This window comes from Sedimentibacter sp. LTW-03, from assembly GCF_052059825.1.
Lineage (GTDB): Bacteria > Bacillota > Clostridia > Tissierellales > Sedimentibacteraceae > Sedimentibacter.
In genome coordinates, this window is the sequence record NZ_CP197180.1 from 1,313,852 (window position 1) to 1,334,995 (window position 21,144).

At 32.2% G+C, this 21,144-nt stretch carries 25 protein-coding genes; 9 read left to right on the top strand and 16 right to left on the bottom strand.

The genetic code is table 11. The features are described from left to right. Positions 1 to 10 precede the first annotated feature (10 nt). Both ACS3UD_RS06595 and ACS3UD_RS06600 read right to left on the bottom strand, forming a co-directional pair. A complete protein-coding gene (locus ACS3UD_RS06595) occupies positions 11 to 745 on the bottom strand; it encodes a hypothetical protein (protein WP_308137238.1) in 735 nt (244 codons plus the stop codon). Between the two features lie 26 nt (positions 746 to 771). Then, the gene (locus ACS3UD_RS06600) at positions 772 to 1,341 is read right to left on the bottom strand and encodes a hypothetical protein (protein ID WP_308137237.1); all 570 of its coding nucleotides are present in this window, start codon (positions 1,339 to 1,341) and stop codon (positions 772 to 774) included. Between the two features lie 554 nt (positions 1,342 to 1,895). Here ACS3UD_RS06600 and ACS3UD_RS06605 point away from each other — a divergent pair. The 4 genes from ACS3UD_RS06605 to ACS3UD_RS06620 all read left to right on the top strand — a co-directional run bounded on the left by ACS3UD_RS06605 (position 1,896) and on the right by ACS3UD_RS06620 (position 3,369). Then, the gene (locus ACS3UD_RS06605; protein WP_308137236.1) at positions 1,896 to 2,360 is read left to right on the top strand and encodes a class I tRNA ligase family protein; all 465 of its coding nucleotides are present in this window, start codon (positions 1,896 to 1,898) and stop codon (positions 2,358 to 2,360) included. A gap of 132 nt (positions 2,361 to 2,492) precedes the next feature. Next, positions 2,493 to 2,717, top strand: coding sequence for a small, acid-soluble spore protein, alpha/beta type (locus tag ACS3UD_RS06610; protein ID WP_308137235.1), 225 nt, complete (start codon positions 2,493 to 2,495; stop codon positions 2,715 to 2,717). 82 nt (positions 2,718 to 2,799) lie between these two features. Then, positions 2,800 to 3,186: a hypothetical protein gene (locus tag ACS3UD_RS06615; RefSeq protein WP_308137234.1), complete on the top strand. Its 387-nt coding sequence runs from the start codon at positions 2,800 to 2,802 to the stop codon at positions 3,184 to 3,186. Positions 3,187 to 3,204: 18 nt separating this feature from the next. Next, on the top strand, positions 3,205 to 3,369 hold the full coding sequence (locus ACS3UD_RS06620) for a BBE domain-containing protein (RefSeq protein WP_374049879.1): 165 nt from the start codon (positions 3,205 to 3,207) through the stop codon (positions 3,367 to 3,369). Here the strand turns inward: ACS3UD_RS06620 and ACS3UD_RS06625 are convergent. Beyond that, positions 3,329 to 3,562 carry a hypothetical protein gene (locus tag ACS3UD_RS06625; RefSeq protein WP_308137233.1) on the bottom strand — a complete coding sequence of 78 codons (234 nt, stop codon included), beginning with the start codon at positions 3,560 to 3,562 and terminating at the stop codon, positions 3,329 to 3,331. The two genes, ACS3UD_RS06620 and ACS3UD_RS06625, sit on opposite strands and share 41 nt — an antisense overlap. A gap of 392 nt (positions 3,563 to 3,954) precedes the next feature. Between ACS3UD_RS06625 and ACS3UD_RS06630 the strand changes: the two genes are divergently transcribed. Continuing rightward, on the top strand, positions 3,955 to 4,791 hold the full coding sequence (locus ACS3UD_RS06630; RefSeq protein WP_308137232.1) for a hypothetical protein: 837 nt from the start codon (positions 3,955 to 3,957) through the stop codon (positions 4,789 to 4,791). A gap of 715 nt (positions 4,792 to 5,506) precedes the next feature. Here the strand turns inward: ACS3UD_RS06630 and ACS3UD_RS06635 are convergent. The 5 genes from ACS3UD_RS06635 to ACS3UD_RS06655 form a co-directional block, all read right to left on the bottom strand. Next, entirely contained in the window at positions 5,507 to 6,604 is a 1,098-nt protein-coding gene (locus ACS3UD_RS06635) for a hypothetical protein (RefSeq protein ID WP_308137231.1), read from the bottom strand. 226 nt (positions 6,605 to 6,830) lie between these two features. Next, positions 6,831 to 7,403, bottom strand: a complete 573-nt coding sequence (locus ACS3UD_RS06640) for a hypothetical protein (protein WP_308137230.1) — start codon at positions 7,401 to 7,403, stop codon at positions 6,831 to 6,833. Next, entirely contained in the window at positions 7,391 to 7,918 is a 528-nt protein-coding gene (locus tag ACS3UD_RS06645) for a hypothetical protein (RefSeq protein ID WP_308137229.1), read from the bottom strand. Before ACS3UD_RS06645 ends, ACS3UD_RS06640 begins: the two co-directional genes overlap by 13 nt. Positions 7,919 to 8,850: 932 nt before the next feature. Further along, positions 8,851 to 9,225 (bottom strand): hypothetical protein, encoded by a 375-nt coding sequence (locus ACS3UD_RS06650; RefSeq protein ID WP_440977746.1) that lies wholly within the window; start codon positions 9,223 to 9,225, stop codon positions 8,851 to 8,853. A gap of 345 nt (positions 9,226 to 9,570) precedes the next feature. After that, positions 9,571 to 10,107 carry a hypothetical protein gene (locus tag ACS3UD_RS06655; RefSeq protein ID WP_308137227.1) on the bottom strand — a complete coding sequence of 179 codons (537 nt, stop codon included), beginning with the start codon at positions 10,105 to 10,107 and terminating at the stop codon, positions 9,571 to 9,573. A 494-nt stretch (positions 10,108 to 10,601) separates the two neighbouring features. Between ACS3UD_RS06655 and ACS3UD_RS06660 the strand changes: the two genes are divergently transcribed. Next, positions 10,602 to 10,796 (top strand): hypothetical protein, encoded by a 195-nt coding sequence (locus ACS3UD_RS06660; RefSeq protein ID WP_308137226.1) that lies wholly within the window; start codon positions 10,602 to 10,604, stop codon positions 10,794 to 10,796. A 21-nt stretch (positions 10,797 to 10,817) separates the two neighbouring features. On the opposite strand, the gene ACS3UD_RS06665 is transcribed toward ACS3UD_RS06660, so the two are convergent. The 3 genes from ACS3UD_RS06665 to ACS3UD_RS06675 all read right to left on the bottom strand — a co-directional run bounded on the left by ACS3UD_RS06665 (position 10,818) and on the right by ACS3UD_RS06675 (position 12,566). Continuing rightward, on the bottom strand, positions 10,818 to 11,102 hold the full coding sequence (locus ACS3UD_RS06665) for a hypothetical protein (RefSeq protein ID WP_308137225.1): 285 nt from the start codon (positions 11,100 to 11,102) through the stop codon (positions 10,818 to 10,820). Between the two features lie 475 nt (positions 11,103 to 11,577). Beyond that, the gene (locus ACS3UD_RS06670) at positions 11,578 to 12,075 is read right to left on the bottom strand and encodes a DUF5626 family protein (protein ID WP_308137224.1); all 498 of its coding nucleotides are present in this window, start codon (positions 12,073 to 12,075) and stop codon (positions 11,578 to 11,580) included. Positions 12,076 to 12,155: 80 nt separating this feature from the next. After that, positions 12,156 to 12,566, bottom strand: a complete 411-nt coding sequence (locus ACS3UD_RS06675; protein WP_308137222.1) for a helix-turn-helix domain-containing protein — start codon at positions 12,564 to 12,566, stop codon at positions 12,156 to 12,158. A gap of 592 nt (positions 12,567 to 13,158) precedes the next feature. On the opposite strand from ACS3UD_RS06675, the gene ACS3UD_RS06680 reads away from it, so the two are divergent. Then, positions 13,159 to 13,749, top strand: a complete 591-nt coding sequence (locus ACS3UD_RS06680) for an accessory gene regulator B family protein (protein WP_308137221.1) — start codon at positions 13,159 to 13,161, stop codon at positions 13,747 to 13,749. Positions 13,750 to 13,920: 171 nt separating this feature from the next. Here the strand turns inward: ACS3UD_RS06680 and ACS3UD_RS06685 are convergent, their stop codons facing one another. Both ACS3UD_RS06685 and ACS3UD_RS06690 read right to left on the bottom strand, forming a co-directional pair. Continuing rightward, positions 13,921 to 15,237 (bottom strand): sensor histidine kinase, encoded by a 1,317-nt coding sequence (locus tag ACS3UD_RS06685; RefSeq protein WP_308137220.1) that lies wholly within the window; start codon positions 15,235 to 15,237, stop codon positions 13,921 to 13,923. Continuing rightward, complete coding sequence (locus ACS3UD_RS06690) at positions 15,225 to 15,965, bottom strand: LytR/AlgR family response regulator transcription factor (protein WP_308137219.1); 741 nt, start codon at positions 15,963 to 15,965, stop codon at positions 15,225 to 15,227. Before ACS3UD_RS06690 ends, ACS3UD_RS06685 begins: the two co-directional genes overlap by 13 nt. A gap of 284 nt (positions 15,966 to 16,249) precedes the next feature. Between ACS3UD_RS06690 and ACS3UD_RS06695 the strand changes: the two genes are divergently transcribed. Then, entirely contained in the window at positions 16,250 to 17,326 is a 1,077-nt protein-coding gene (locus tag ACS3UD_RS06695; RefSeq protein ID WP_308137218.1) for an MGDG synthase family glycosyltransferase, read from the top strand. Position 17,327: 1 nt separating this feature from the next. Further along, positions 17,328 to 18,374, top strand: a complete 1,047-nt coding sequence (locus ACS3UD_RS06700) for a lysylphosphatidylglycerol synthase transmembrane domain-containing protein (protein WP_308137217.1) — start codon at positions 17,328 to 17,330, stop codon at positions 18,372 to 18,374. 21 nt (positions 18,375 to 18,395) lie between these two features. Here ACS3UD_RS06700 and ACS3UD_RS06705 read toward each other — a convergent pair whose 3' ends face one another. The 3 genes from ACS3UD_RS06705 to ACS3UD_RS06715 form a co-directional block, all read right to left on the bottom strand. Next, complete coding sequence (locus ACS3UD_RS06705) at positions 18,396 to 18,725, bottom strand: hypothetical protein (RefSeq protein WP_308137216.1); 330 nt, start codon at positions 18,723 to 18,725, stop codon at positions 18,396 to 18,398. Between the two features lie 107 nt (positions 18,726 to 18,832). Continuing rightward, positions 18,833 to 19,627, bottom strand: a complete 795-nt coding sequence (locus tag ACS3UD_RS06710; RefSeq protein ID WP_308137215.1) for a sugar phosphate isomerase/epimerase family protein — start codon at positions 19,625 to 19,627, stop codon at positions 18,833 to 18,835. Positions 19,628 to 19,671: 44 nt separating this feature from the next. Further along, the gene (locus tag ACS3UD_RS06715; protein WP_308137214.1) at positions 19,672 to 21,126 is read right to left on the bottom strand and encodes a 4Fe-4S dicluster domain-containing protein; all 1,455 of its coding nucleotides are present in this window, start codon (positions 21,124 to 21,126) and stop codon (positions 19,672 to 19,674) included. Between the last annotated feature and the right edge of the window lie 18 nt (positions 21,127 to 21,144).

Genomic DNA, 21,144 nt, shown 5'->3' on the forward strand with positions numbered 1-21,144 from the left:
ATTATTCTGTCTAAATAGGCAGCACTGTTATTATGTATCCACCCAAAATCAGACTTGCAAAATTTGCGACTGAAACATACAGTATCTTTCTTAAACGTCCATGTTCCCGGCAGAATAGCGAAAATGCAAAAAGTTCGGCAATAAACACAAAAAACTCGCCAAATATCAGAGTGAAAATAACATAGCTTGTAATTGGCGTAAAGCTGTTTATCCAGATATTCAACGCTCCTTGCGTTACAAAATTTATGATTAAAAAAACTTTCCATGATTTTTTATCCCTGAATCCAAAACTCCAAAATACAGCTGCTTCAATGACAAGTGTCAAGACTATCCGCATCGAAACAAGCATGACAGATCTGGACAACAGTTTCCCTTCTGTCAAAGTGTGAGATTTCAAATCCAGTGTATAAACATTGTTATAGTTTTTAATTGGCTTATCCAATTCGACTTCAAAACTGTCCTCTCCCGTACTGACAATAAAGCTATAAACATTTGTATTTTTAAACATAGCACTTGAATAAAAAGCATAATATTTTTCTATAACCTTATCCGTTACTCTTGCTTCATGTTCGCCATCCTCTAAATTCAATTTTATACTCATCTCATCGGTTGCATTCGGAACTATAATTAATATCGACGGCGGTTCTGCAGAATTTCCATAGCCTATGAACTCAAATGAAAAAGCAAACAGCAGCGTAAATATTGCAAATACTATAGTACCGATAAATTTTTTATATTTCTGCATACAGTCCTCCTCTCACCCTCATGCCATTATTCTTTTGTTATTGCTTCAGGCAATTTGATATCTCTATATCCTGAAACTTTCCATTCTTCATTTTCTTTTGTAAGTTGAATTATTCCTTCCGCAACATCTTCCTCTTCTGCTCCATCCTTAGATGATACAATATTTAATTTGACTTCAAAATTATATCCTTTTTCATTATTGTTTTCATTAGTTGATCTCTCGGAAAGAATCGTTTCTTTAATTTCTATGTAACAGTTATTTTCAGAGCAGAATTCAGCAAACCTAACCCCTGTCCTGTTTGCAGTGAACTTCTCATACGCTTCGTCTGACATCAAAATCCTAATATCCTTGTATATGTCTTCAATAGCCTCTTTTAAAGCATCCTCCGCATTTGCTTTTAATAAATTGTTATAACTTTCAATTTCTTTTTTGTTTACAGTATACAATTCTGATACAAATTTTTCTGCAAGTTCATGAGAATTTGCTTCTTCGTTCACAGCACAACCGCTTGATGCAAGCGCAAGCAAGACAGCGCATAGAGTAAATATTTTTTTCATGCTAAATTTCAATCTATTACCTTCTCCTTTTTGAATCATACAATTCCTCCTTGAATTTAATTGTTTGTAGGATTTATAAATTGCAATAGCCAATTTGTTTTCAATAACTTAACATATTAAAAATAAAAATTGAAGTAAACAAAATTATCTCTTTCTTAATATCGCTACTATCGCTTTCTGTTTATTTAGCATGAGACGTTCACTCTGCTATTTATATAGACGATTTAAATCATAAAAAAGTTCAATTTTATGGAGCCTTTGGAAAGTTTTATAAGGAAAGCTTGGACAACATTACTTAAATACAACAGTATATGTATTTTGAAATTGTCCAAATCTTAGTAGACTTCAACGGAAATTTCCACCGTTAAAAGGAAAACAGTATCGGATAGCGCATTTTATCCCGTACTGGCAGAGTGCAGATTCACATCTGAATTTAGGTGGTACCACGGACGCATACAATCCGCCCTAAGCAAATGTAAAAGCTTAGGGCGGAGTTTTATGTGAGCGACAGCGAGCAAATAATTTGGTGAACAAAGCTGTGATTTTGTGTTCTTAAAATTTTTAGGAGGTAGGTATTACCATGCAGAAAAACTATGATTTTCTGCATGGATTTATATGACTATTATCTTGAAATTGTTAAAGAACGTTTATACCAGCCTGAATTACATGGATATAAAGAACGGCATTCAGCACAATATGCCCTGTATTATTGCATGCTCAATACATTAAAACTGTATGCCGTTTATGTTCCTCACATAACCGAATATATTTATCAGGAATTTTTCAGACAAAATGAGAACAGTATTTCTATACACAACTTGTATTGGGAAACTGAAGAATCTCTTGATAATGATATTATCCTTTTCGGAGAAAAACTTAAGGAGATTATTGCAAATACAAGAAAGTATAAGTCTGAAAATGCTCTGTCAATGAAATCAGAAATAAAAGAAATTGTAATTAATACAGATGAGAAATTTATGGAATTGTTTAAACAAACCATAAATGATATTAAAGCATGCTGCAAAGCAAAGGAAATAATCTTCCGGGCTCAATGGTGACACAGGGATTTATTGATATAAGGATATGCTGCTGCCATCTAAAAGTAATCTTCTAATATTCATATTTTTCGATTAATTTTGCTTAATCAGACAATAATAAAATAAATATTTTAATTAAGAAAGGAAAATAAAATGTCTGATAATTTAAAAAGCAAAACAACGGCATCCCCCGAAGCAAAAAAATCCTTGAATCAAATGAAGGCAGAGATTGCCAGGGAGCTTTCTATCGTAAGATCCGGTGCGGAAAACATAGGAAGCTTAACATCCAGGCAAAGCGAATTTGTTGACAACAATATGGATTTGGAAACAGCTAAAAAACGTTTCAATATAAAGGATAAAGGAACCAATATCACATAGAACAGCATGTATATTGATGAAAATTCAAACTGTTTGCATGTTGAAAGCGGTGTAACCAACAATCAGGTATATAATTTCGGGCATGCCGGAAGAGGCACTGGAGATCATCGACGATTTTCTTCGCCTGAACAAAGCAAAATTCAATATAGAATATGTTACGTTTCTTGAGGCTGTTACTATCATCGGCAGCTCATATCCTCCATATGAAAAATTTCAATCTGCAAGCCGATTTGTTTTAAGGGACTTAACATGGGATAACTTTACAAAGCTTGCAGGATTAATCGCAAAGCGCCCGCCTGGTTCTGTATTTACAGGAATATCAATGTATGCACTGGGAGGCAGAGTATCGGAAGTCGAAACAGATGCTACGGCATTTTTTTATCGTAATGCCCAATATATCATATGGCTGGAAACAACATGGGAAGAGCAGCAATATGCCGAAGTCAACAGAGACTGGATAAAAAATTAATTCCCTCAGCTTGAATGCATGACTGATGGCTCTTATGTGAATTTCCCCTATAAATGCCTGGACTGTTATAAGGAGGAATATTATGGAAAGCATACAGATATATTAAAGAAAATAAAGGATAAGCATGACCCTTTGGATGTATTTACATTTCCTCAAGGCATAGGTATATCATACATTCAGTAAAAAACTCATTCCGAGGTCCGTCTCCGGAATGAGTTTTGACCTTTACAATAACTCCATTACCAAAATCAAATTCTTCAGATTTTAATTGTTTGTCCATGTCATGAAAAGATATTTTATTTATCTTATTTCTATTTATAAATTGGAGGAATCTCTCTTCCTCACATTTATTTAACTCTAAATAATTTTTAATCATTACCTACACCTTTTTAGTTCATGAAATCTTACTAATAATATAAACCAAATCTGCTAAAAATGCCAGAAATATATGTAATAAAAGCATTGTCTACACTTTCCTTTATATTTGTATCCATAATTTTATGTGTTACAATGTTATTAACATCAAGTGTTTAATGAACACAGCAAAAACCCACTCCAAGGTCCGTCCCCACAGTGTGTCTTTTTCTTCAAATTGAGCAATATCATTTTGCCAGAATGTTAGACTTTTCTATATACCGTCTGCTTTGGTCTGCTTTTCTTGCATTTACCTTTCATGTGAATTTAACGTCCAGAAGCAATCTGGGAAATATTCTTGATTCTTTTGTGGTTATTATTGTGATGCTGATTTTGGAACCGCTTTAGCTGCATTTGTTTGGAACTACGCCGGGAAAGGCACTCCTAGGGCTACGGATAGAAAATCCTGATGGCAGTCTTCTTTCCTATAAAGAAGGGTTGGATCGAACATGGGGACTTATAGGCGCCGGAATGGGATACTATATTCCAATCTACAATCTTGTCCGTCTCTGGAACAGCTACAAGCTGTGCAGTGAGAAAGAAGTTCAGCCATGGGATGAATCCATATCTTATACCATCAAGGATACAAAGTGGTATCGGAGTATATTTTATATCGGAGCCCATGCAGCTATGCTGGCTGTTTTTGTCACGATAGTCTTCGCAAAGCAGCTGCCTCCCAACCGAGGTGATCTGACAATAGCGGAATTTGCCGAGAACTATAATTATTATATGAAATATTTTGATATTGATTATAGCAATGAATACTTGGACGAAAACGGAAAATGGGCGAAAAATTACTCTGACGGTATTGTATACGTTGAAATCGGTCATGCAGAAAAGCCCGAATATCATTTTACAACAGAAAACGGATATGTTACGGGGGTTTCATTTTCGATTGAAATTAAAAACAGCGAAGGGGTGCTAAGTCCTTATGATACGCAAATGCTTCTCGCTTCCCTTGCTTTTGTCGGAGCACAGGACGAAATGAAGCTGTATTCAAAAATTCCAAATAAAATAGAAGAGCAAATTAAAAGCAGGACTTTTAAAGATTTTCATTTTAAAGAGGCCGGCATTACCTTTACATGTGATACAGAATATTATGGCTACAAAGACAGGTCATCTCAATTTCTATTTTCCGAAGAGAATGCGCCGGAGACTTATTTCAGCTTAAATTTTATTATGAGTAAGTAAAAATTCGTTGATCCGTCCTTGAAGTTATAAGCTCTGACATAATACTTTCCTTACTGCGGACATTTGACGCTTTTTCAAATTCTCGGATATGGGATACAGCCGCCAGATTACAGTAAGTATAAACGGGCAAGCTTAATAAATCATATAAATATATATATAAATCAAAAATAATCTGAGCGCACAAGTAAGAAGCCGTATCATATAGCTTCTTACTTGTGCTTGTATAACCTATACTTTGCTTTGATGTCAACAACCCCGTCCCCGCGTCATTCCTATAATGGTACAATATGTTTCATTAACAGAAATATGTGCGGAAAAGATAATAATGTATAAATTTATATAATTTTATACATTTTCTCAAAAATTATTTCTTGAAAAAACCCGAAGTTCAGTTTAACATATTGACAAAGCTTTCAAAAAACTTTTTTCAATAATTAAAATTTCATTGGAATTACCCCATTTATTAAAATCATAAATCTTCGGTAATAATTATGCAGTATTTATGTATAAATACATACATTCCATTCTTCTGTCAGAAAGGAAAGGATAACACAAACATATAAAAAACAAATCACAATTTATCTGTAAACCAAATCTGAAGATTAGCAGGGGTAAACAGAGGAGTAATTCAAAAGGCGTAGTGTCAACAACCCTGTCCCCTTGACATCCCTTCCCCTGCCTTCCTTGCCTTTGCCTATTATTGGAATCCTTGTCTTTATTTATTATTTAAATATCCTTGACTATACATATCCCCAACACCTCTTGAATGAGAAAAGTAAAAGTGAAGGTATCTGTTTTCAGCAATCTGATATATCCTGTAATTATATATTTGTGGATATTCATCTTCTCCATAAACACGGCGCTCATTTAAGGTATATGGTACATATTCATTTTCTGAAATATATTCCTCGAAATCTACCTTCGGAAAATCAGTTAATGTAATTAGATCATCAAAAATATTGTCTGTAGAATCTGTAATAGTCATTTTAAATTCATCCCAGGAATCTAAAGGATATCTGGGACAATAGATTGCAATATAGTTTTTTGGATAATAACCTGTTAACCCACTATATATAGCATAATATAAAGAATTACGATCTAAATCCACTCTCCATAAATAACTGTCTCCTGAAATGGAAGCTAAATAACTGTTACACATAACATCCAAATCTTCGGAAGTAGGAATGGTAGTAAAACTCAATACCAAGACGGCACAAAAACCCAAATCAGCATCAGGATAAATTTCCTCTTCTAAAAATAAATATTCCGTATCAGATATTTTGTATACAATATTCCCATTACTTCGTATAATATTTTCCGCATCATAGGTACCGAGCTTCCCTGCTTTCAATGCTAATTCTACAAAGGAAGATGGGGGCAGCTCGGGAAAATTATAGGAATCACCCCAAGGAATAATTGAAAACGAAGTATCTATATTAAACTCTAAATATTCAGGAATAGAAATAAAATAGGCATTTGCATGGTATATTTCGTCATTGGACGATAATTTCAAAGTGGGCCACAAACTATAAAAAGTATAAGAATTGCCTGCCAATTTTCTCACTGAATCCTCAACTACACTGTAGGTTGGGGGAATATCCGTGTTAATTACAATAGGCTCAAATGGACCTTCCGAATTTTCGTCAGAATCATCATTATCTGTAATAACCTCTTTGTTTGTATTGTCATCTTCTGCAACATTATTATCAGCAATATTATTGTCAGTATCTTTAATTTTATTGTTAATACTGCAAGCTGTCAAAGCCGATATAAGTAATATAATCAATGCATAAATAATTTTAGATCGTTTCATGGCATCCTCCTTACAAATTATAAGGTAATTTTAGCACTATATTTAGAAATATGAAATATTAATTTACAAATAATTATTATCTGTAAAAACACATATCTCCTAAAAAAATTATTAAAATTACAAAAAACTATACCTTTAAAATTATAGTCATAGCTTTTTGTAATTTTATTATTTTCAACCGCTATTTAATCCTTGATGTGATGTATAAAATAGATATTTATTTTACTTAGTTGTTCCTTATATTGATTGTCCATGCACTTTGTATTGCATAAGTGGAACCGCTTCCTAAATTTATCCTCATTGATTCGGATAAATCCAAATCCGTTGCCCCATCTTGATACTTAGCAGTACCATATTCTACATTTTTATTAAGATTTACTGAATCTACGACCAAAATATCTGATTTGCTTGCACAGTTATTTTTGTAGCCATAGGCTGCTACCCAATGTGTTTCACCGCTTAATGAACAGCATATTAATATAGGTTTACCTGCTTCTAATGTTGATTTTATGTCGGATAAAGCTGTTGTCGATACTTTGACAAATTCAAAACATTTATATGCATTTTTAGTTATTTGTCCTATTGGTGTTTTAATGTCCAGATTATATGATCCATTAGATTCAATTGGAAACCAATATGGACTTATTAGCTTTTGAGTATAATAAGAGTAAATAGCCGCACAGGCGAATGCTTTACATGCTGTTCCAAACTTTGAGTTCAAGTTTTTAATATTTGTAGAGTATTGATTAAACGGTACGCTAATATTTAAATTAACTGGTAACATCTTTACTTTTCCCATTTAATATCATTCATCCAATTGTCTTGGCTTAACTTATTGGCAATAGTTATTGCTTCCTCTATAGATGTAGCTGGTGCACAAATAAATGCAGTGTATCTAGAATTATATATTGAGTTTTCATCATAAAGCAAAATAAGAAGCGAATTAAAATCTTTTGTACATATACGACCCAAGTATTGCCCAGTTATTTCCCCATTACTAAAAGTCAAGTACTCAAGAAGCCCAATATTATTATTAAAAAGAATATCTACATAACCACCGCTACTAAGTGATGCATCTGCATTGTTGATTTGAATGTTACCTGAGAAAGAACTCTGACCAAATATATAGCTTTTAAACTCTCCCGATAAAATTATATCAATATTATTATCTTCAAAAGAATCATAAAAACTTACTATTTTGCCAGTGAGTTGTGTGTCTATATTCTTTGTTATAGGGATAAAGAACAGGGCTATAGTAATTACTATGACAAAGCAAAGCAAACCTAAGCATATTATTAATACCTTCTTCTTCATTATTTGTATCTATCTTCCTTTCATATATTTGTGGCGGATATGTAAGTAAATAGCATTATTTTTGAAAATAAAATTTCTTATTTTTATAAACACCTGCAAAAATAAGCATAATCGATATAATGATGATTAACAAGTACTTCTGGAAAAAAGAGTCAACTGCCATAATTTCGCCTTTTTGAAATATACTTAAATATTACAATTTCCGAATTTATAAAAAGCATAAACAGCTCATAATTGTTGATCTAAGTACATAAATCAACATATACGAAAATGACGTAAAGAAAAAGCTTTGAATAACTATCTTGATGTATTCAAGAAATACGTTATCCCAAAACATACTATATCCGAGGAAAAGAATACTGACATGAAATATATACAAGACACATGAAACGTCCCCATGTCTTTCCCATGTCTTTTAAGGTTCGTATTTTCAGTCTTTTGATTATATAAACAAAATACAATTTAATATATGCAGTTGTTAAGAGGTTGACAAGCATTAAGGATAAGTCAAGTACTTAGCTCAATTAACCCACCCTATAATTTACCTCCTAATTATTTAATAGTCTCTCGGAATACTCCGAGTTAGTCGGTGCAAGGTTTTACCTTGCTACCATTTTTTTACTTCCTCCTATTTCACAATAGGATTTTTTATTTTAATGAAGGTTTATTTTTTATTCCTGCAATTAATCAATTGTAAAACTTAAACTTTGTTACTATTCACGGCCAATGTCATTTAGTTAAGACTTTTATATAATTCAAAGTGAGATTTTTAATTTGTGATTTCTCACTTTTTTTGTAGGTGTCAAAGGGACGTAGGTGTCAAAGGGGTGTCAAAGGGACAGGGTTACTGACAACTTTCACATAGGAACTTGCCATAATTCTGGGGACGGACCTTAAAATAAGGTCCGTCCCCAGAATTTACCTTTTGTTCATCAATCAATTTCTCCATTCCATGCACAAGTTCCATCAGTGTAGTAATTTCCAGCTAAATATACCGTTGCACTGGCATATCCGTCTTCCTTAAGACCAAAACTCTGGTATTTGAATACAACACCTCTGGTATCATTATCAGTAAGAGTTTCCTTTCCTCCAAGAGACCCATAATAAGTATAATCGGAATTATATAATCTTGTTGTTGTTGAAGCCAAATATGTTATTTTGCCATCAGATACATTCCAGTCAACCTTGCACCTTAACCCGAACTGCACATTCCCCAAAAGATCTTTTTTGGTCTTTTCCATAGTATGTGTATAAGACTTTACGGCATTTGTGGATATATCTTCCGTATTGCCTTTTATATTACCCAATTTATGAAAAAAGTCAAAAAGGTTCAATTTTATGGGATTTTAGAAAAGTTTTATAAAGAAAGCTTGGACAACATTACTTAAATAAAACAGTATATGTATTTGGAAAATTGTCCAGAAAGAACCGTACCTATTGGACTGAAAGAACCGTCCCTATTGGACTTCTATTGGACTTCTAAAGAACCGGCACTATTGGGCACAGCTCCAACTATATACATTTGTTTACCCTCTATTTTATAACTCTTTTTTATTGCCAATAATGCAGCTACTAGCTAGTGTCAACATCCTGGTCTTACTTTGAGTAGCCTGCTTTGATATATATATTTGTTTTCCATGTAAAAGCCTACTTTAAAAGGAAAATGACAAATCATGATAAAAATAATAATGTTCATAAGATTTTTTGTTTATGAATTCTACAATCCCAGAAGTATATACATTGTCGTAATAACCGTTGATATTATTACCATCTTTATCACAACCCCAGCTTACTAATTTAAATTCATACTTATTAAGCAGATTTTGTTCGGCAACTGCAGTGGCATACATATCCACTATAAGTTTATTTCCATAATCCACCTTTAATATGCCAAGCCATGTTGCTTTCACTTCTTCATTTTCTTCATGGTTCTTCTCCGATTCCATCTTTATATAATTGAATTGCACATTCTCATTTTCAAATAAATAGTTATACATCTTCTTTTCAAGCTTATCTTCAATAATTACTTCTTCAACAGGTCTGTATGATAATATGCTAATTTGATTCATCGCTTCTTTGTAAGTTATTTCAGAATTCTGCTGAGAGGCATATGATGCTATAACTATGCTAGGAAAGCTTATTGTTAATATTAGATTTAAGATAACAGTTATTATTATTGCTTTAATCATAAGCACCTCTTATTTAATAATTTCGGTAAAGCTCATTATTTCATTTTCATCAACATCAGTATTAGAAATATTTACCTTTCTAAGCACGCGCAAAATTTCAGACTTAATAAGAAATTAAAATGGGAAAATTCAACTATTTGATATGGGGTAAATTAATAATTTCAGCATACTTCTGTTGGTAATTTAAAAATTGATATTTTAATTTAAGAATTAAAACAATCTGCAAAGGAAGATTTAATTTACCTTTCGGAGCTGTCAAGCATTATTAATTATTGTAAAAAATATCCTCTAATGATATAATCGTTTATATATAGGGATAGGCAGGCATTGCTACCCCCTTTGGTCGTTCTCTGCGGAGAACGAGACCCCTTTGCTCATATTAGGACCGGGGGCGTATCAGGATGAGCAGCAAGCTCCGTCCCCAGAAGAACCGATGAAAAAACCTTTTATTGAAAAGCTATTTTATAAAAAACAAAGAAAGGACGAATGAAAAAATGAGTAAAAAAGCAACAATAATTATGGGAGTTATGCTTGCGATTATTCTATGTATGCAGGTGGTTTTAATTTCTAAAATTGATAAGGTTCATAAAGATATGATTTCAAGTGACAACTTTGCTTCTCAGCGAATAGATGTAATTACTTCTCACATACATGAGTTACGAAATATGCTTGGAGATATAATTGAATAAAAATAAAAAAGAGAAGACATATCACATGTCATATGTCTTCTCTTTTTCGCTTAAGTTGTTTATATTAGCTTCCTGAATAAACAGTTCTTCTGTAATGGTAGTGTCTATTGTGATATTAGGGTTATTTTTTTCGATTTGTTTAATTAAATATAGACCATTTCCTCTGAATGTACCGTTGGATGATTCTCCTTCTCTGTATATTGCGGACTCCTCAACTATTTTTGAATATGAATTGGCTACAATTAGGACGAGGGGGGACGTTTCGCTCGTCTTTTTTAGAACATTTTCAACAATTACATTTATCATTCCAAAAAATCTTGCTTAATTGACTAATACCGATATTCTCCTATAATTATTACAGAATCAATCTGTAATTTCCATAAAAGCCCAAGACACCTGGAACGTCCCCATGTCTGCCCATGTCTGTTCTTGTCCAGTGGTGACGGTTCTTTTTGGACACCTCTGGAGCTTCTCTAATATGCTCTTTTTTTAGACGGTTTAATTATAAAAAAAATTCATTTTTGGGAATTTTAGGAAAGCTTTATAAGAAAAGTTCAAACATTATTGCTTAAATAAAACAGTATATGTATTTGGAAAATTGTCCGGAAAGAACCGTCCCTATTGCTAAATTGCATAAAAAAGAACAGGGTATGCATTCTTAACATACTCTGTTCTTAATCTTTCATTTTAATTGACATTGCCCTGTTGGACTCATTATTTTGTTTAGTTGTATTTAACGTTTACTTATATTATACGCGTTAACATGCTATTATTTTAAAGTTTACATCTGAAAAGATACGTCTATTTCATTATTGGAACCAGTAACTGTCCCTTTTAACCAACAAGTAGTTTGAAAAATACCAGCTGTGGTTACATCAAATTCCAGTTTTCCGTAACTTGAACCTCTGCTTAGAGCAGCATTATCATATGTACCACCTATAACCATAATCCATTTATCATATACAGAAGTACACTTATTGTCAGTTACAGTCATATAAAAATAACAGTTTATTATTACACCCGTAAACGATACCTTCCAACTGTTTGCTGATGCACGATTTAGAGTGTCTACTTTTTCAATTGTAACGGTATATTCATCGCCATTTTTATCTATACCTATATATGTTTGATTTGGATTATTTTCTAAATCTTTGAAATTTACAGTTCCTATTACATCCATTTTTAAAGCGTCATTGTTTGTCTCAGCAGCATATGCTGGCACAAAAGAGCAAATTAAGATAGTTACAGCCATAAAAAAACCTAAAATACGTTTGTTCATTGTTTTTCCTCCTTAGACTATAATTTTATTTAATTTGAGTAAATATTTTATTAATCAATGGAATCGCCCCCTTACTTTTATCACTTTTTTAAAAAATTTATGAGCAATACAATTACAACAAGTATACCAAAGCATATTATTCCTAATATTACTGTAGCTTGCAAATTCAATAAATTTCCTATAATAATAGCTAATATAATTGAGATAACAAGTAATATACTTCCAAAATTATAATATTTCTTTTTTAGCTTTTTTGTAGTTTCTTTAACAATTGGGATTTCCTCAACAATATTTATTTCATCATCTAATAAATAATCAATGGAAATCCCAAATATTTTACTAAGTTGTATTATGTTATCTACATCAGGCATAGTTTCGTCTAATTCCCATTTTGATACGGCTTGTCGAGATACAGTAATTTTTGAAGCAAGTTCTTCTTGTGACATTCTCTGATTCTTTCTAAGTTTTTGCAATTTTTTCCCAAAGGTCATTCATTTCACTCCTCAATTTTCTTTATTATTAATAATTATATTCCTTTCAGTAGTTGCATTCTACCGTTTTAAGATGGAATTTATGCAACTACAGGTTGCAACTAGTAGTTACACTGTAAGCAAAGCTTTTATAATCCAGCATATTAATGTTACAGAAAATAGCTATCAATTACTCATAACCCCAGTTACCAAAATAATGTGTCTGAATTTTTGAAAATTGATTAATTCATTTTCTAGCTGTTCTTTTATTTCTCTTGTTTTAATATTGTTTGTATCTCAATTGCTTTTGATATTTTAACTAAAATATGCATACGTTTTACTTACGTCTGTACCGAAAAGATTTACACACTGGTTTTACGCAGATACATTCGGTTATTACTTTTACAAATATCTTCATTCTTTATTACTAATTACATTATACTAAACAAACTTTTGCCTGTCACAAATACTGCATGAAACCCCCCTAAAATTCTACATGAAAGGGTTTCATGCAAAAAAATAGGGGGGTTCATGACAATTTTGCTATGGTTATTTTAAAATATGGTATCATTTAATAAAGCATTAAGCACAAGACTAATCGGAGGGGTATTTAATGGAGTTATATTTAGAAAACAAAATTGTGGGCTATATAAAGAAATATAAATGCACAATTACCGGTGATGACGAAGAAATATTGAGATATGGAATTCAAATATATTACTTTAATATTTCCAAGCTTTTAATATTACTTGTAGTTTCTATTGTTCTTGATATTTTTGCAGAAACTTGTATGGCTTTTTTGCTAATAGCAATATTAAAAAGATTTGCATACGGATTTCATGCGGATACGTTCTGGTCTTGCCTGGTTATTACTTTTATAAATATTTTCGGTATAGTTTATTTGTCTGAATTGTCCTTTAATCCCTTGATAAAAATTTTACTGGCTGTGATTTCTTTAATCCTGTTTGCATTATTTGCTCCTGCTGATACGGAAGAAAGACCGCTGGTAGACAGTAAGAAAAGATTAAAATTGAAAATTAAAACAATGTCTGCAGCAGTTTTGTACTTTGTATTATCATTTTTTACTAATGAAGCTTTATCCAATATGCTTGTATTATCATTGACATTTATAGGGCTTAACACTTGCCCTGTATTGTATATATTATTTAAAAAGGAGTATAAAAACTATGAGAAATTTATTTAAAAACAACCAAATTTCAAACAAATTATTTTCCTTATTTACTAATACGGCAGTTAATTCTTCATCAAAATGCAATGAATTTATATGGCAGCAGGCTAAGGTTCCGAAGTGCCTTTTGACAAGAGAAATTAGAAATTCTAATAACCAACGCTAATTTAAAAAAGAGAAGACATATCATATGTCATATGTCTTCTCTTTTTCGCTTAAGTTATTTATATTAACTTCCTGAATAAACAGTTCTTCTGCAATGGTGGTGTCTATTGTGATATTAGGGTTATTTTTTTCGATTTGTTTAATTAAATAGAGACCGTTTCCTCTGAATGTACCGTTGGATGATTCTCCTTCTCTGTACATTGCGGATTCCTCAACTATTTTTGAATATGAATTGGCTACAATTATATTGATTTCATCCTCTTCCCCATCTATCAATATATCTATTTCCTTGTCTTTTGATATGGTTGCCGCCTCTATGGCGTTATCCAAAATAATACTTACAATGTCATTTAATACTATACCCTGGATATTAATTGTAGGGATTTCTTTTCTCACATCTGCATTTATTTTTATTCCTGCGTTTAATGCTTTACTGGTTTTTTCTATAAGTATCTTTTTCAAGATTGCATCATATATTTTATTGTAATTTACAGAGGCTGAATCTTTGTTTGTATCTTGATCAGCCACTATGCTATTGACGAATTCCAGTGCTTTATCGTATTGATTATTTTCAATTAGCGCCTGCATTCCCATCAGTCGGTTTCTATATTCATGCTCCTGTTTTGACAACTGCTTGGCGAATTTTTCAACCTGGTTAGTATAATCATACATGTTATCATAATCATATTTTGCTTTAGTGGATATTTTAATTTGGCTGAAATACGTTATATTAATTGCTATAAATAAGATTAGCAAGGCAGCTGACATAATGTGCTGAATACTGAGATACGGCTGCACGGATATTATATAACCGAGGAGGCTTGTAGATGCAACAAAAAATAAAACATATTGAACTACAGAGAACAAATTTTTTCTTAATACAAAATCCTCAATTTCGTTGAAATATTTACTGGGTCTGATTATTAATGAAGCTGCAAAGGATATAATAAAAAATGAAGCGTGCATAATATAAATCATATGCAAATTACTGCGTATATATGTAATATCCATGTTAAAAACAGCCAAATACAAGAAAGAGTTTATTACATCGCAAACAAGGCCGACAGAATACGCAAATATGCAGACAATAAACGATGCTATGCTTCCTTTTTGGTAAATCAATTTTATAATTATAGTATAAATAATTATAACCCCTGCTATTTTATATGCCATATCAAGGCTCCCAAAAATTCTAAGAAAAGGAATTGCCAAAAGTAGTATAATATAATTTTTAAACTTAAAATATTCTTGTTTATTTAACAGTTTACCAGCAATCAAGATTGTGCATATGTAGCATGAAATAAAACTTCCTACAACATCTGCTGCTACTTTATACATTCTAACAGCTCCTTTATTCTCTCTTCGCTTCCTTCCAACACATAACCATAACTCAATCCAACTTTTTTGTCATATGGATCAGCAAATGTCAAATAATCCTTGTTTATTATTCTGGTTCTTGAAATTCTGAAAAAACGGCTGTCAAGTTTTTTCATTATTGATTTTACAGATGAAACAACGTATAACTCCGTCTTTATATAGTCGGGCTTCAGCTTTATCATAACGCTTCTTGAATCCTCCAAAAGCTCAGTGTATAAAATATCCTTATACTTAAGCTTGTACATGGCTTTGTTTTCATACACAACCATCATTCCTGTATCTGTTTCTTCTTCTTTTGCATCAATTTGCGCCTTGCTTTTTTTGATTGCAATCAGTAAATCATTTATACAATAGTCAGATTTTATTATAAAATCTACAGGTTGTATTTTATGCTTTATAATTTTGGGCGAAAGCTTTGTGTAATTTGTAAGAAAAATAATTTCATCATCATAATTTCTCAGTTTTCGAATCTTTTTCGCGATGCTGTATCCGTCTGCTTCTTTACTTTTCAAATCAATATCCAATATAAAAATAGTATGATCCTTATTTTCCTCTATATATTTAATAAGGTTCTCATCATATTTATTATATATATGTATTTTTTTGTCAACATTAATTTTTTCTTTTAATTTCCCCGCAATTTTGTTGCAAAATTCAATATTGTCATCGCATAATACAATGTTTAACACAATATCCCCCCTATATTTGCTCTACACATACATTATATATTATATTTCGTCAGTTTTCTATGATTCTTTATTATAAAAAAGTATAATCATTGATATGTTTGTATCAATTTTTCTTTTTATTTTCATTGTGTTTACAAATTATTTAATCAAAATTTAATATAATATTATGCTTTATTTAAGCATTTCGTGGTATATTAATAGTATCAACAATAATTTTTTTCCGTGACACTTAAGATTATTAAATATATTTTGTATTTTTAATAACATACGAAGAGGTATATATTATGGCTGATATATTAATATTAACCGCATCCTTTGGGATGGGGCATAAAAGTGTGTCTAATGCTTTAAAGGAACAGATTGAGACAGAAAATAAAAACGCAGAGGTTGTAATTGCGGATATTTGGGAGATATTGAATCCAAAAGTAAAGGACTTCAGCTCGAAAATATATTGTGAACTGACAGAAAATTATCCGCTTGTTTACAACACGTTTTATGAGATAAAAATGAATTACAAGAATAATATTATAGATAATGTATTTTGCAGCTTATATCAAAAAAAGTTTTACGAATATTTGAAACTTAAGAAACCTAGGACTGTTATAAGCACATTTCCGTTGTGTTCATGCATGATATCAAAAATAAAAGAAGAATATGAGCTTGACATCAATTTGATAACAGTAATAACAGATGTGGTAGACAGCTGGGAATGGATTTACAAAGGAACAAATATATATTTAGTTCCAACTGAAGAAATAAAGAATAGAATAATTCATAAGGGAGTCAGCGGTAGTACTATACTCGTGACCGGCATTCCTGTCAAAAAAGGATTCATAAGTGAAAATATTAATCTTTCCATCAAGGATAAACACTCAATCTTGATTGTATTAAGCGGAATAGATAATGTTCCTGAAAGTGTTCTTAGTAAACTTGACCAATTAGATAATTTTGATATAATGCTGGTAACGGGCAGAAATGAAAGGCTTTTTGAAAAATTGTCTAAATCTACATTTTCCAATATTAAAGTGTACGGCTATGTGGACAATATGAATCAAATGATGGACGAATCTCTGTTTATTGTAACAAAGCCAGGCGGAGTAACTATATTTGAAGCAATAAATAAAGAATTGCCACTGATTGTATTAAACTCAAACATTGGTCAGGAAAAGGGAAATATTGAATTTATAAAGAAAAACAAAATAGGTGTGGTTATTAACGATTTCGAAAATTTACCGTCAATACTAAGCTACTATGCCAATAATCAGGACATAATAAATTATTATTGCGAAAACATAAGAAAAATAAAAAAGACCCTAAATTACACGAACAGTTTTTGCTCTGTCTTAAATGAGGTGATTTAATATGCAATTCAAAAAAATCAGGAAAAAATTCGGATTAATATTCGTTGTTTTATCTGCTGCAGTCATGCTGGGTATACTGTTTAGAAACAACGATTTAATTAATCTGTTCAAAATAATAAATAATATTAATGCCTTCTACATCGGAGCTGCTGTTCTTAGCATGTTTATGTTTTGGTTTCTTGAAGCCGGCATGCTTTATACATTGATTTCCAAATTTGCGGACCGCAAAAAAAATTTGCGAACATTCTGGCTTGCGATAAAGGTTACAATGATTGGTCAATATTACAGCAACATTACGCCTATGGCAACGGGAGGGCAGCCGGTTCAGCTATGCATTTTAACTGATGATGATATTTCCTTAAGCAGCGGAACAGCTATTCTCATAAGCAAGTTTTTACTTTTTCAGATTGGTGTAACCATCTATTCTTTTTGTCTTGCTGTTTATAAAATCAAGCTTCTTGTTAATTACTACAGCAGTGTTTCCGGTTTCGTAATAGCAGGACTGACGCTTAATATGGTCATGCTTGGCACTGTATTGTTAATAGCCTTTAATCAGCGCGTTTTACTTAAATTATGCGGAATGCTGTTTAATTTGTTATACAAGCTTCATTTAATTAAAGATGTAAAAAAAGTAATGAACAAAACCGAGAACTTTATAGCTGATTATAATAAGAGCATTGTAAAATTAAAGGAAGATTACTGGTTCACAATAAAAATGTATGCCGTCACCTTTATACAGCTGACAATATTTTTCAGCACAACATTTTTTGTCTATAAATCATTTAATTTGAACAGTTCCAATATACTTGATATCATATGCCTGCAGTCGTTTTTGTATATGGCGGTATCTTTTATACCTACACCGGGTACGGCTGGAGCAAGTGAGGTAGGTTTTGTACTGCTTCTTGGGCATTTGTTTCCTTCTAACATAATTTCAACTGCGATGCTTCTATGGAGAGGCATAAGCTATTACTTCAGTTTGATATTCAGTGGATTCTTCTCTTTCGCTGTAGCAGCATTAGGAAAGAAAAAAATAGTAATCAGTTGATTTTTCTAATTGTTGCAGCGTTTATTCAAAATATTCCTGCGATTCTTTGTAGGCAAATCCTTCTATAAACACATATATAATCCATGTCAGCACTATGAATGGTCTGAAGAAGTATAATCCAGCCCACAATGACAAAACCATCGCTATATTAAGTATGGCATGGTTTTTGGTCTTGAATGCCTGTTCTTCAAATTTGTATTTAACTATCAGCTTGAATATTATTTGAAAAACCACTATTAAGCAAGTCAATACAATTACGTAATTTAATACATCAAAAAAAATATAGAAATCAATCAGTCCTACAATCAATATATTTATTAATGTTTTGGCTATATAGAATTTTTTATACATTTTTATCCTCTTTCATGTATATCAGTAATATAAAATCATTCATAAAATGCATGTAGCAATTATATACCATATTCTTTAGCTTGTAAATCATGTACGTTTATTCAGCTCTATAGATTGCAATCCAATATTTCCTCAAGATTTTCCCTTGCTTTTATTAAAAAATCTATGGGGAGCATGTTTTTTTCAGACTCAAAAGGATATGTTTCCATGGAATAACTTTTTATGTTAGTATTTTTAATAATACTAATAATTCTATCCCATTTTACATGGCCCTTCCCTGGAATCCAGTGTCTGTCGCACAAGCCATCATTATCTGACAAATGTACCGCCATGAGTTTGTTCTGCCACCTATTCAGTATTTCACCGAAGCTTGATTCGTTAACAAAATCGTGAGATGAATCATAACAAAATCCCAAATTAGGTGAATCTATTTCCTTTAGTATGAATTCCGTGTAATTAAGCATTTGTGTATTTTCAATCGCTACTTTAATACCTGTTTTTTCAGCTTCTTTTATTATCTTGCTAAAGGAATCATATCCAAGTGAATAATCAAAACTTTTTTCATTTCCCTCCGTAACATGCAGGACAATAGTATTAACTCCACTGTCCCTGCATTCGTACAGCCACCTCTTAATCATATTGACATGATTGTTTCTCTCTTCACTGCTTTCACTCCAAAGATTGTTTGTATTTTCAAAGGGTAAATGCACATTATCCAACTTTAAATCATAGGAATCTAAAATTTTATTAAATTCTCTGCGATCCACCTTGTATGGATAATATTCATCCTCCCACCACAGCATAACATAATCATATCCAGCCTGCTTTATTAGCTTAATTCTCTCTTCTATAGCCATTATATATCCAAACCAATTGTAAATCCCTGTTTTATAATCCTTCATCCGCTTTCCCCTTGTATTAACGCATACATAAACCCAAATTCATGCTACACTTCCATATTCAAGTTTTCCTTATCAAGAGCAACATAAGTCTGCCTTACATGTTTTCCTTTTGCTTTGTCTGCACTGCTGTTAATTAAATCTGCACCTGTATGTTTTTTGAACATGGACACAGGGCCGTTTACACATCCCCCCCTGCATGCCATTCCTTCAATAAAATTTCCGTTTAGCTTTCCTGACTTTGCCATTTTAAGAGCCTTATCGCACTCTTCTATTCCATCACATATTATAGGTCTAAATTCAAATCCAAGACCTTGTACGGAAATAGTATTTTTAATCGATTCGGTAACGCCGCCAGCTCGTGCAAATATCCTTGCATAATAGGACACGTTATCAAGAGTGGACGCCTCACATTCTACAGGGTTAATTCCATAAGCGTCAAGAAAAGCAGTAAGCTCTTCGAAGCTCATTGTATATTGAATTTCACCTTTTAAATTATCCTGATTTATTTCAGCCTTTTTTGCAACGCACGGGCCGACAAAAACTATTCTTGCTTCCGGATCCTTACTTCTTATAAGTCTGGACGTTGCTATCATAGGTGAAACAGCAGTTGAAATATTATCCTTTAGCTCCGGATATTTTATTTTTATATATGAAACAAATGCCGGACAGCATGAGGATGTTATGAATTTTTTGTGCTTAAGCTCTTTTTCCAATAATTTTGTTTCATAGTCAGCAACCATATCAGCTCCTACAGCAGCCTCAACAACCTCATAAAATCCCAGTTTTTTTATTGCGGTTACCACATTTTCAATTTCTGTTTCTGGATATTGAGCGGCAACTGCAGGAGCAACAATACAGTATACCTTATATTTTGTATTATTTATTGACTCATCAAGCATCTTCATAATTTCCATGATATGAGACTTGTCTGCAATCGCGCCAAACGGACATCTTGACACACATGCGCCACAATTGGTACATTTGCTATAGTCAATTACGGACTTTTTTGTTTCCTGGTCAAAGCTTAATGCTCCAGTCTTACATATCGTCCTGCATGGTCTTTTTACATCCGATATAGCTTCGAATGGGCATACTGCCGCGCACCTGCCACATTCCAAGCATTTATCTTGGTTAATATGAGCTCGCTTATTAATTATTTCGATTGCTCCGGCAGGGCAGTTTTCCCTGCAATGGTGAGCAAGGCATCCCCTGCAAGCTTCTGTAACTGAAAATCTATACAGAGGGCATTCGTCACACGCCAAATCTATGACATTAACCACATGTTCCTTATTATCCTCAATGACATTTTTTATTCTATCGGATATTATAGCTCTTTCCTTATATATACAACATCTTGTCTCAGCTTCAGGCCCGGGTATTATCTTCTCCGGTATATATAATATATCCTTTGCTAAGCTTCCGTTTTTATTTGATCTTATGACCTCTTTCAAAACTTTATATTTTATATATTTGGCCTGGTTGTCAAATTTTTTTGTCATATACGTCCCCTTTATTAT

Excerpts from the sequence above, each read along its gene's own strand:
- ACS3UD_RS06645 (WP_308137229.1), bottom strand. The coding sequence starts at position 7,918 with ATGAAGAAGAAGGTATTAATAATATGCTTAGGTTTGCTTTGCTTTGTC.
- ACS3UD_RS06640 (WP_308137230.1), bottom strand. The coding sequence starts at position 7,403 with ATGGGAAAAGTAAAGATGTTACCAGTTAATTTAAATATTAGCGTACCG.
- ACS3UD_RS06620 (WP_374049879.1), top strand. The coding sequence starts at position 3,205 with ATGACTGATGGCTCTTATGTGAATTTCCCCTATAAATGCCTGGACTGT.
- ACS3UD_RS06710 (WP_308137215.1), bottom strand. The coding sequence starts at position 19,627 with ATGAAGGATTATAAAACAGGGATTTACAATTGGTTTGGATATATAATG.
- ACS3UD_RS06605 (WP_308137236.1), top strand. The coding sequence starts at position 1,896 with ATGATTTTCTGCATGGATTTATATGACTATTATCTTGAAATTGTTAAA.
- ACS3UD_RS06670 (WP_308137224.1), bottom strand. The coding sequence starts at position 12,075 with ATGAACAAACGTATTTTAGGTTTTTTTATGGCTGTAACTATCTTAATT.
- ACS3UD_RS06660 (WP_308137226.1), top strand. The coding sequence starts at position 10,602 with ATGAGTAAAAAAGCAACAATAATTATGGGAGTTATGCTTGCGATTATT.
- ACS3UD_RS06705 (WP_308137216.1), bottom strand. The coding sequence starts at position 18,725 with ATGTATAAAAAATTCTATATAGCCAAAACATTAATAAATATATTGATT.
- ACS3UD_RS06715 (WP_308137214.1), bottom strand. The coding sequence starts at position 21,126 with ATGACAAAAAAATTTGACAACCAGGCCAAATATATAAAATATAAAGTT.
- ACS3UD_RS06610 (WP_308137235.1), top strand. The coding sequence starts at position 2,493 with ATGTCTGATAATTTAAAAAGCAAAACAACGGCATCCCCCGAAGCAAAA.
- ACS3UD_RS06615 (WP_308137234.1), top strand. The coding sequence starts at position 2,800 with ATGCCGGAAGAGGCACTGGAGATCATCGACGATTTTCTTCGCCTGAAC.
- ACS3UD_RS06700 (WP_308137217.1), top strand. The coding sequence starts at position 17,328 with ATGCAATTCAAAAAAATCAGGAAAAAATTCGGATTAATATTCGTTGTT.
- ACS3UD_RS06675 (WP_308137222.1), bottom strand. The coding sequence starts at position 12,566 with ATGACCTTTGGGAAAAAATTGCAAAAACTTAGAAAGAATCAGAGAATG.
- ACS3UD_RS06595 (WP_308137238.1), bottom strand. The coding sequence starts at position 745 with ATGCAGAAATATAAAAAATTTATCGGTACTATAGTATTTGCAATATTT.
- ACS3UD_RS06625 (WP_308137233.1), bottom strand. The coding sequence starts at position 3,562 with ATGATTAAAAATTATTTAGAGTTAAATAAATGTGAGGAAGAGAGATTC.
- ACS3UD_RS06665 (WP_308137225.1), bottom strand. The coding sequence starts at position 11,102 with ATGATAAATGTAATTGTTGAAAATGTTCTAAAAAAGACGAGCGAAACG.
- ACS3UD_RS06695 (WP_308137218.1), top strand. The coding sequence starts at position 16,250 with ATGGCTGATATATTAATATTAACCGCATCCTTTGGGATGGGGCATAAA.
- ACS3UD_RS06635 (WP_308137231.1), bottom strand. The coding sequence starts at position 6,604 with ATGAAACGATCTAAAATTATTTATGCATTGATTATATTACTTATATCG.
- ACS3UD_RS06685 (WP_308137220.1), bottom strand. The coding sequence starts at position 15,237 with ATGTATAAAGTAGCAGCAGATGTTGTAGGAAGTTTTATTTCATGCTAC.
- ACS3UD_RS06600 (WP_308137237.1), bottom strand. The coding sequence starts at position 1,341 with ATGATTCAAAAAGGAGAAGGTAATAGATTGAAATTTAGCATGAAAAAA.
- ACS3UD_RS06680 (WP_308137221.1), top strand. The coding sequence starts at position 13,159 with ATGGAGTTATATTTAGAAAACAAAATTGTGGGCTATATAAAGAAATAT.
- ACS3UD_RS06655 (WP_308137227.1), bottom strand. The coding sequence starts at position 10,107 with ATGATTAAAGCAATAATAATAACTGTTATCTTAAATCTAATATTAACA.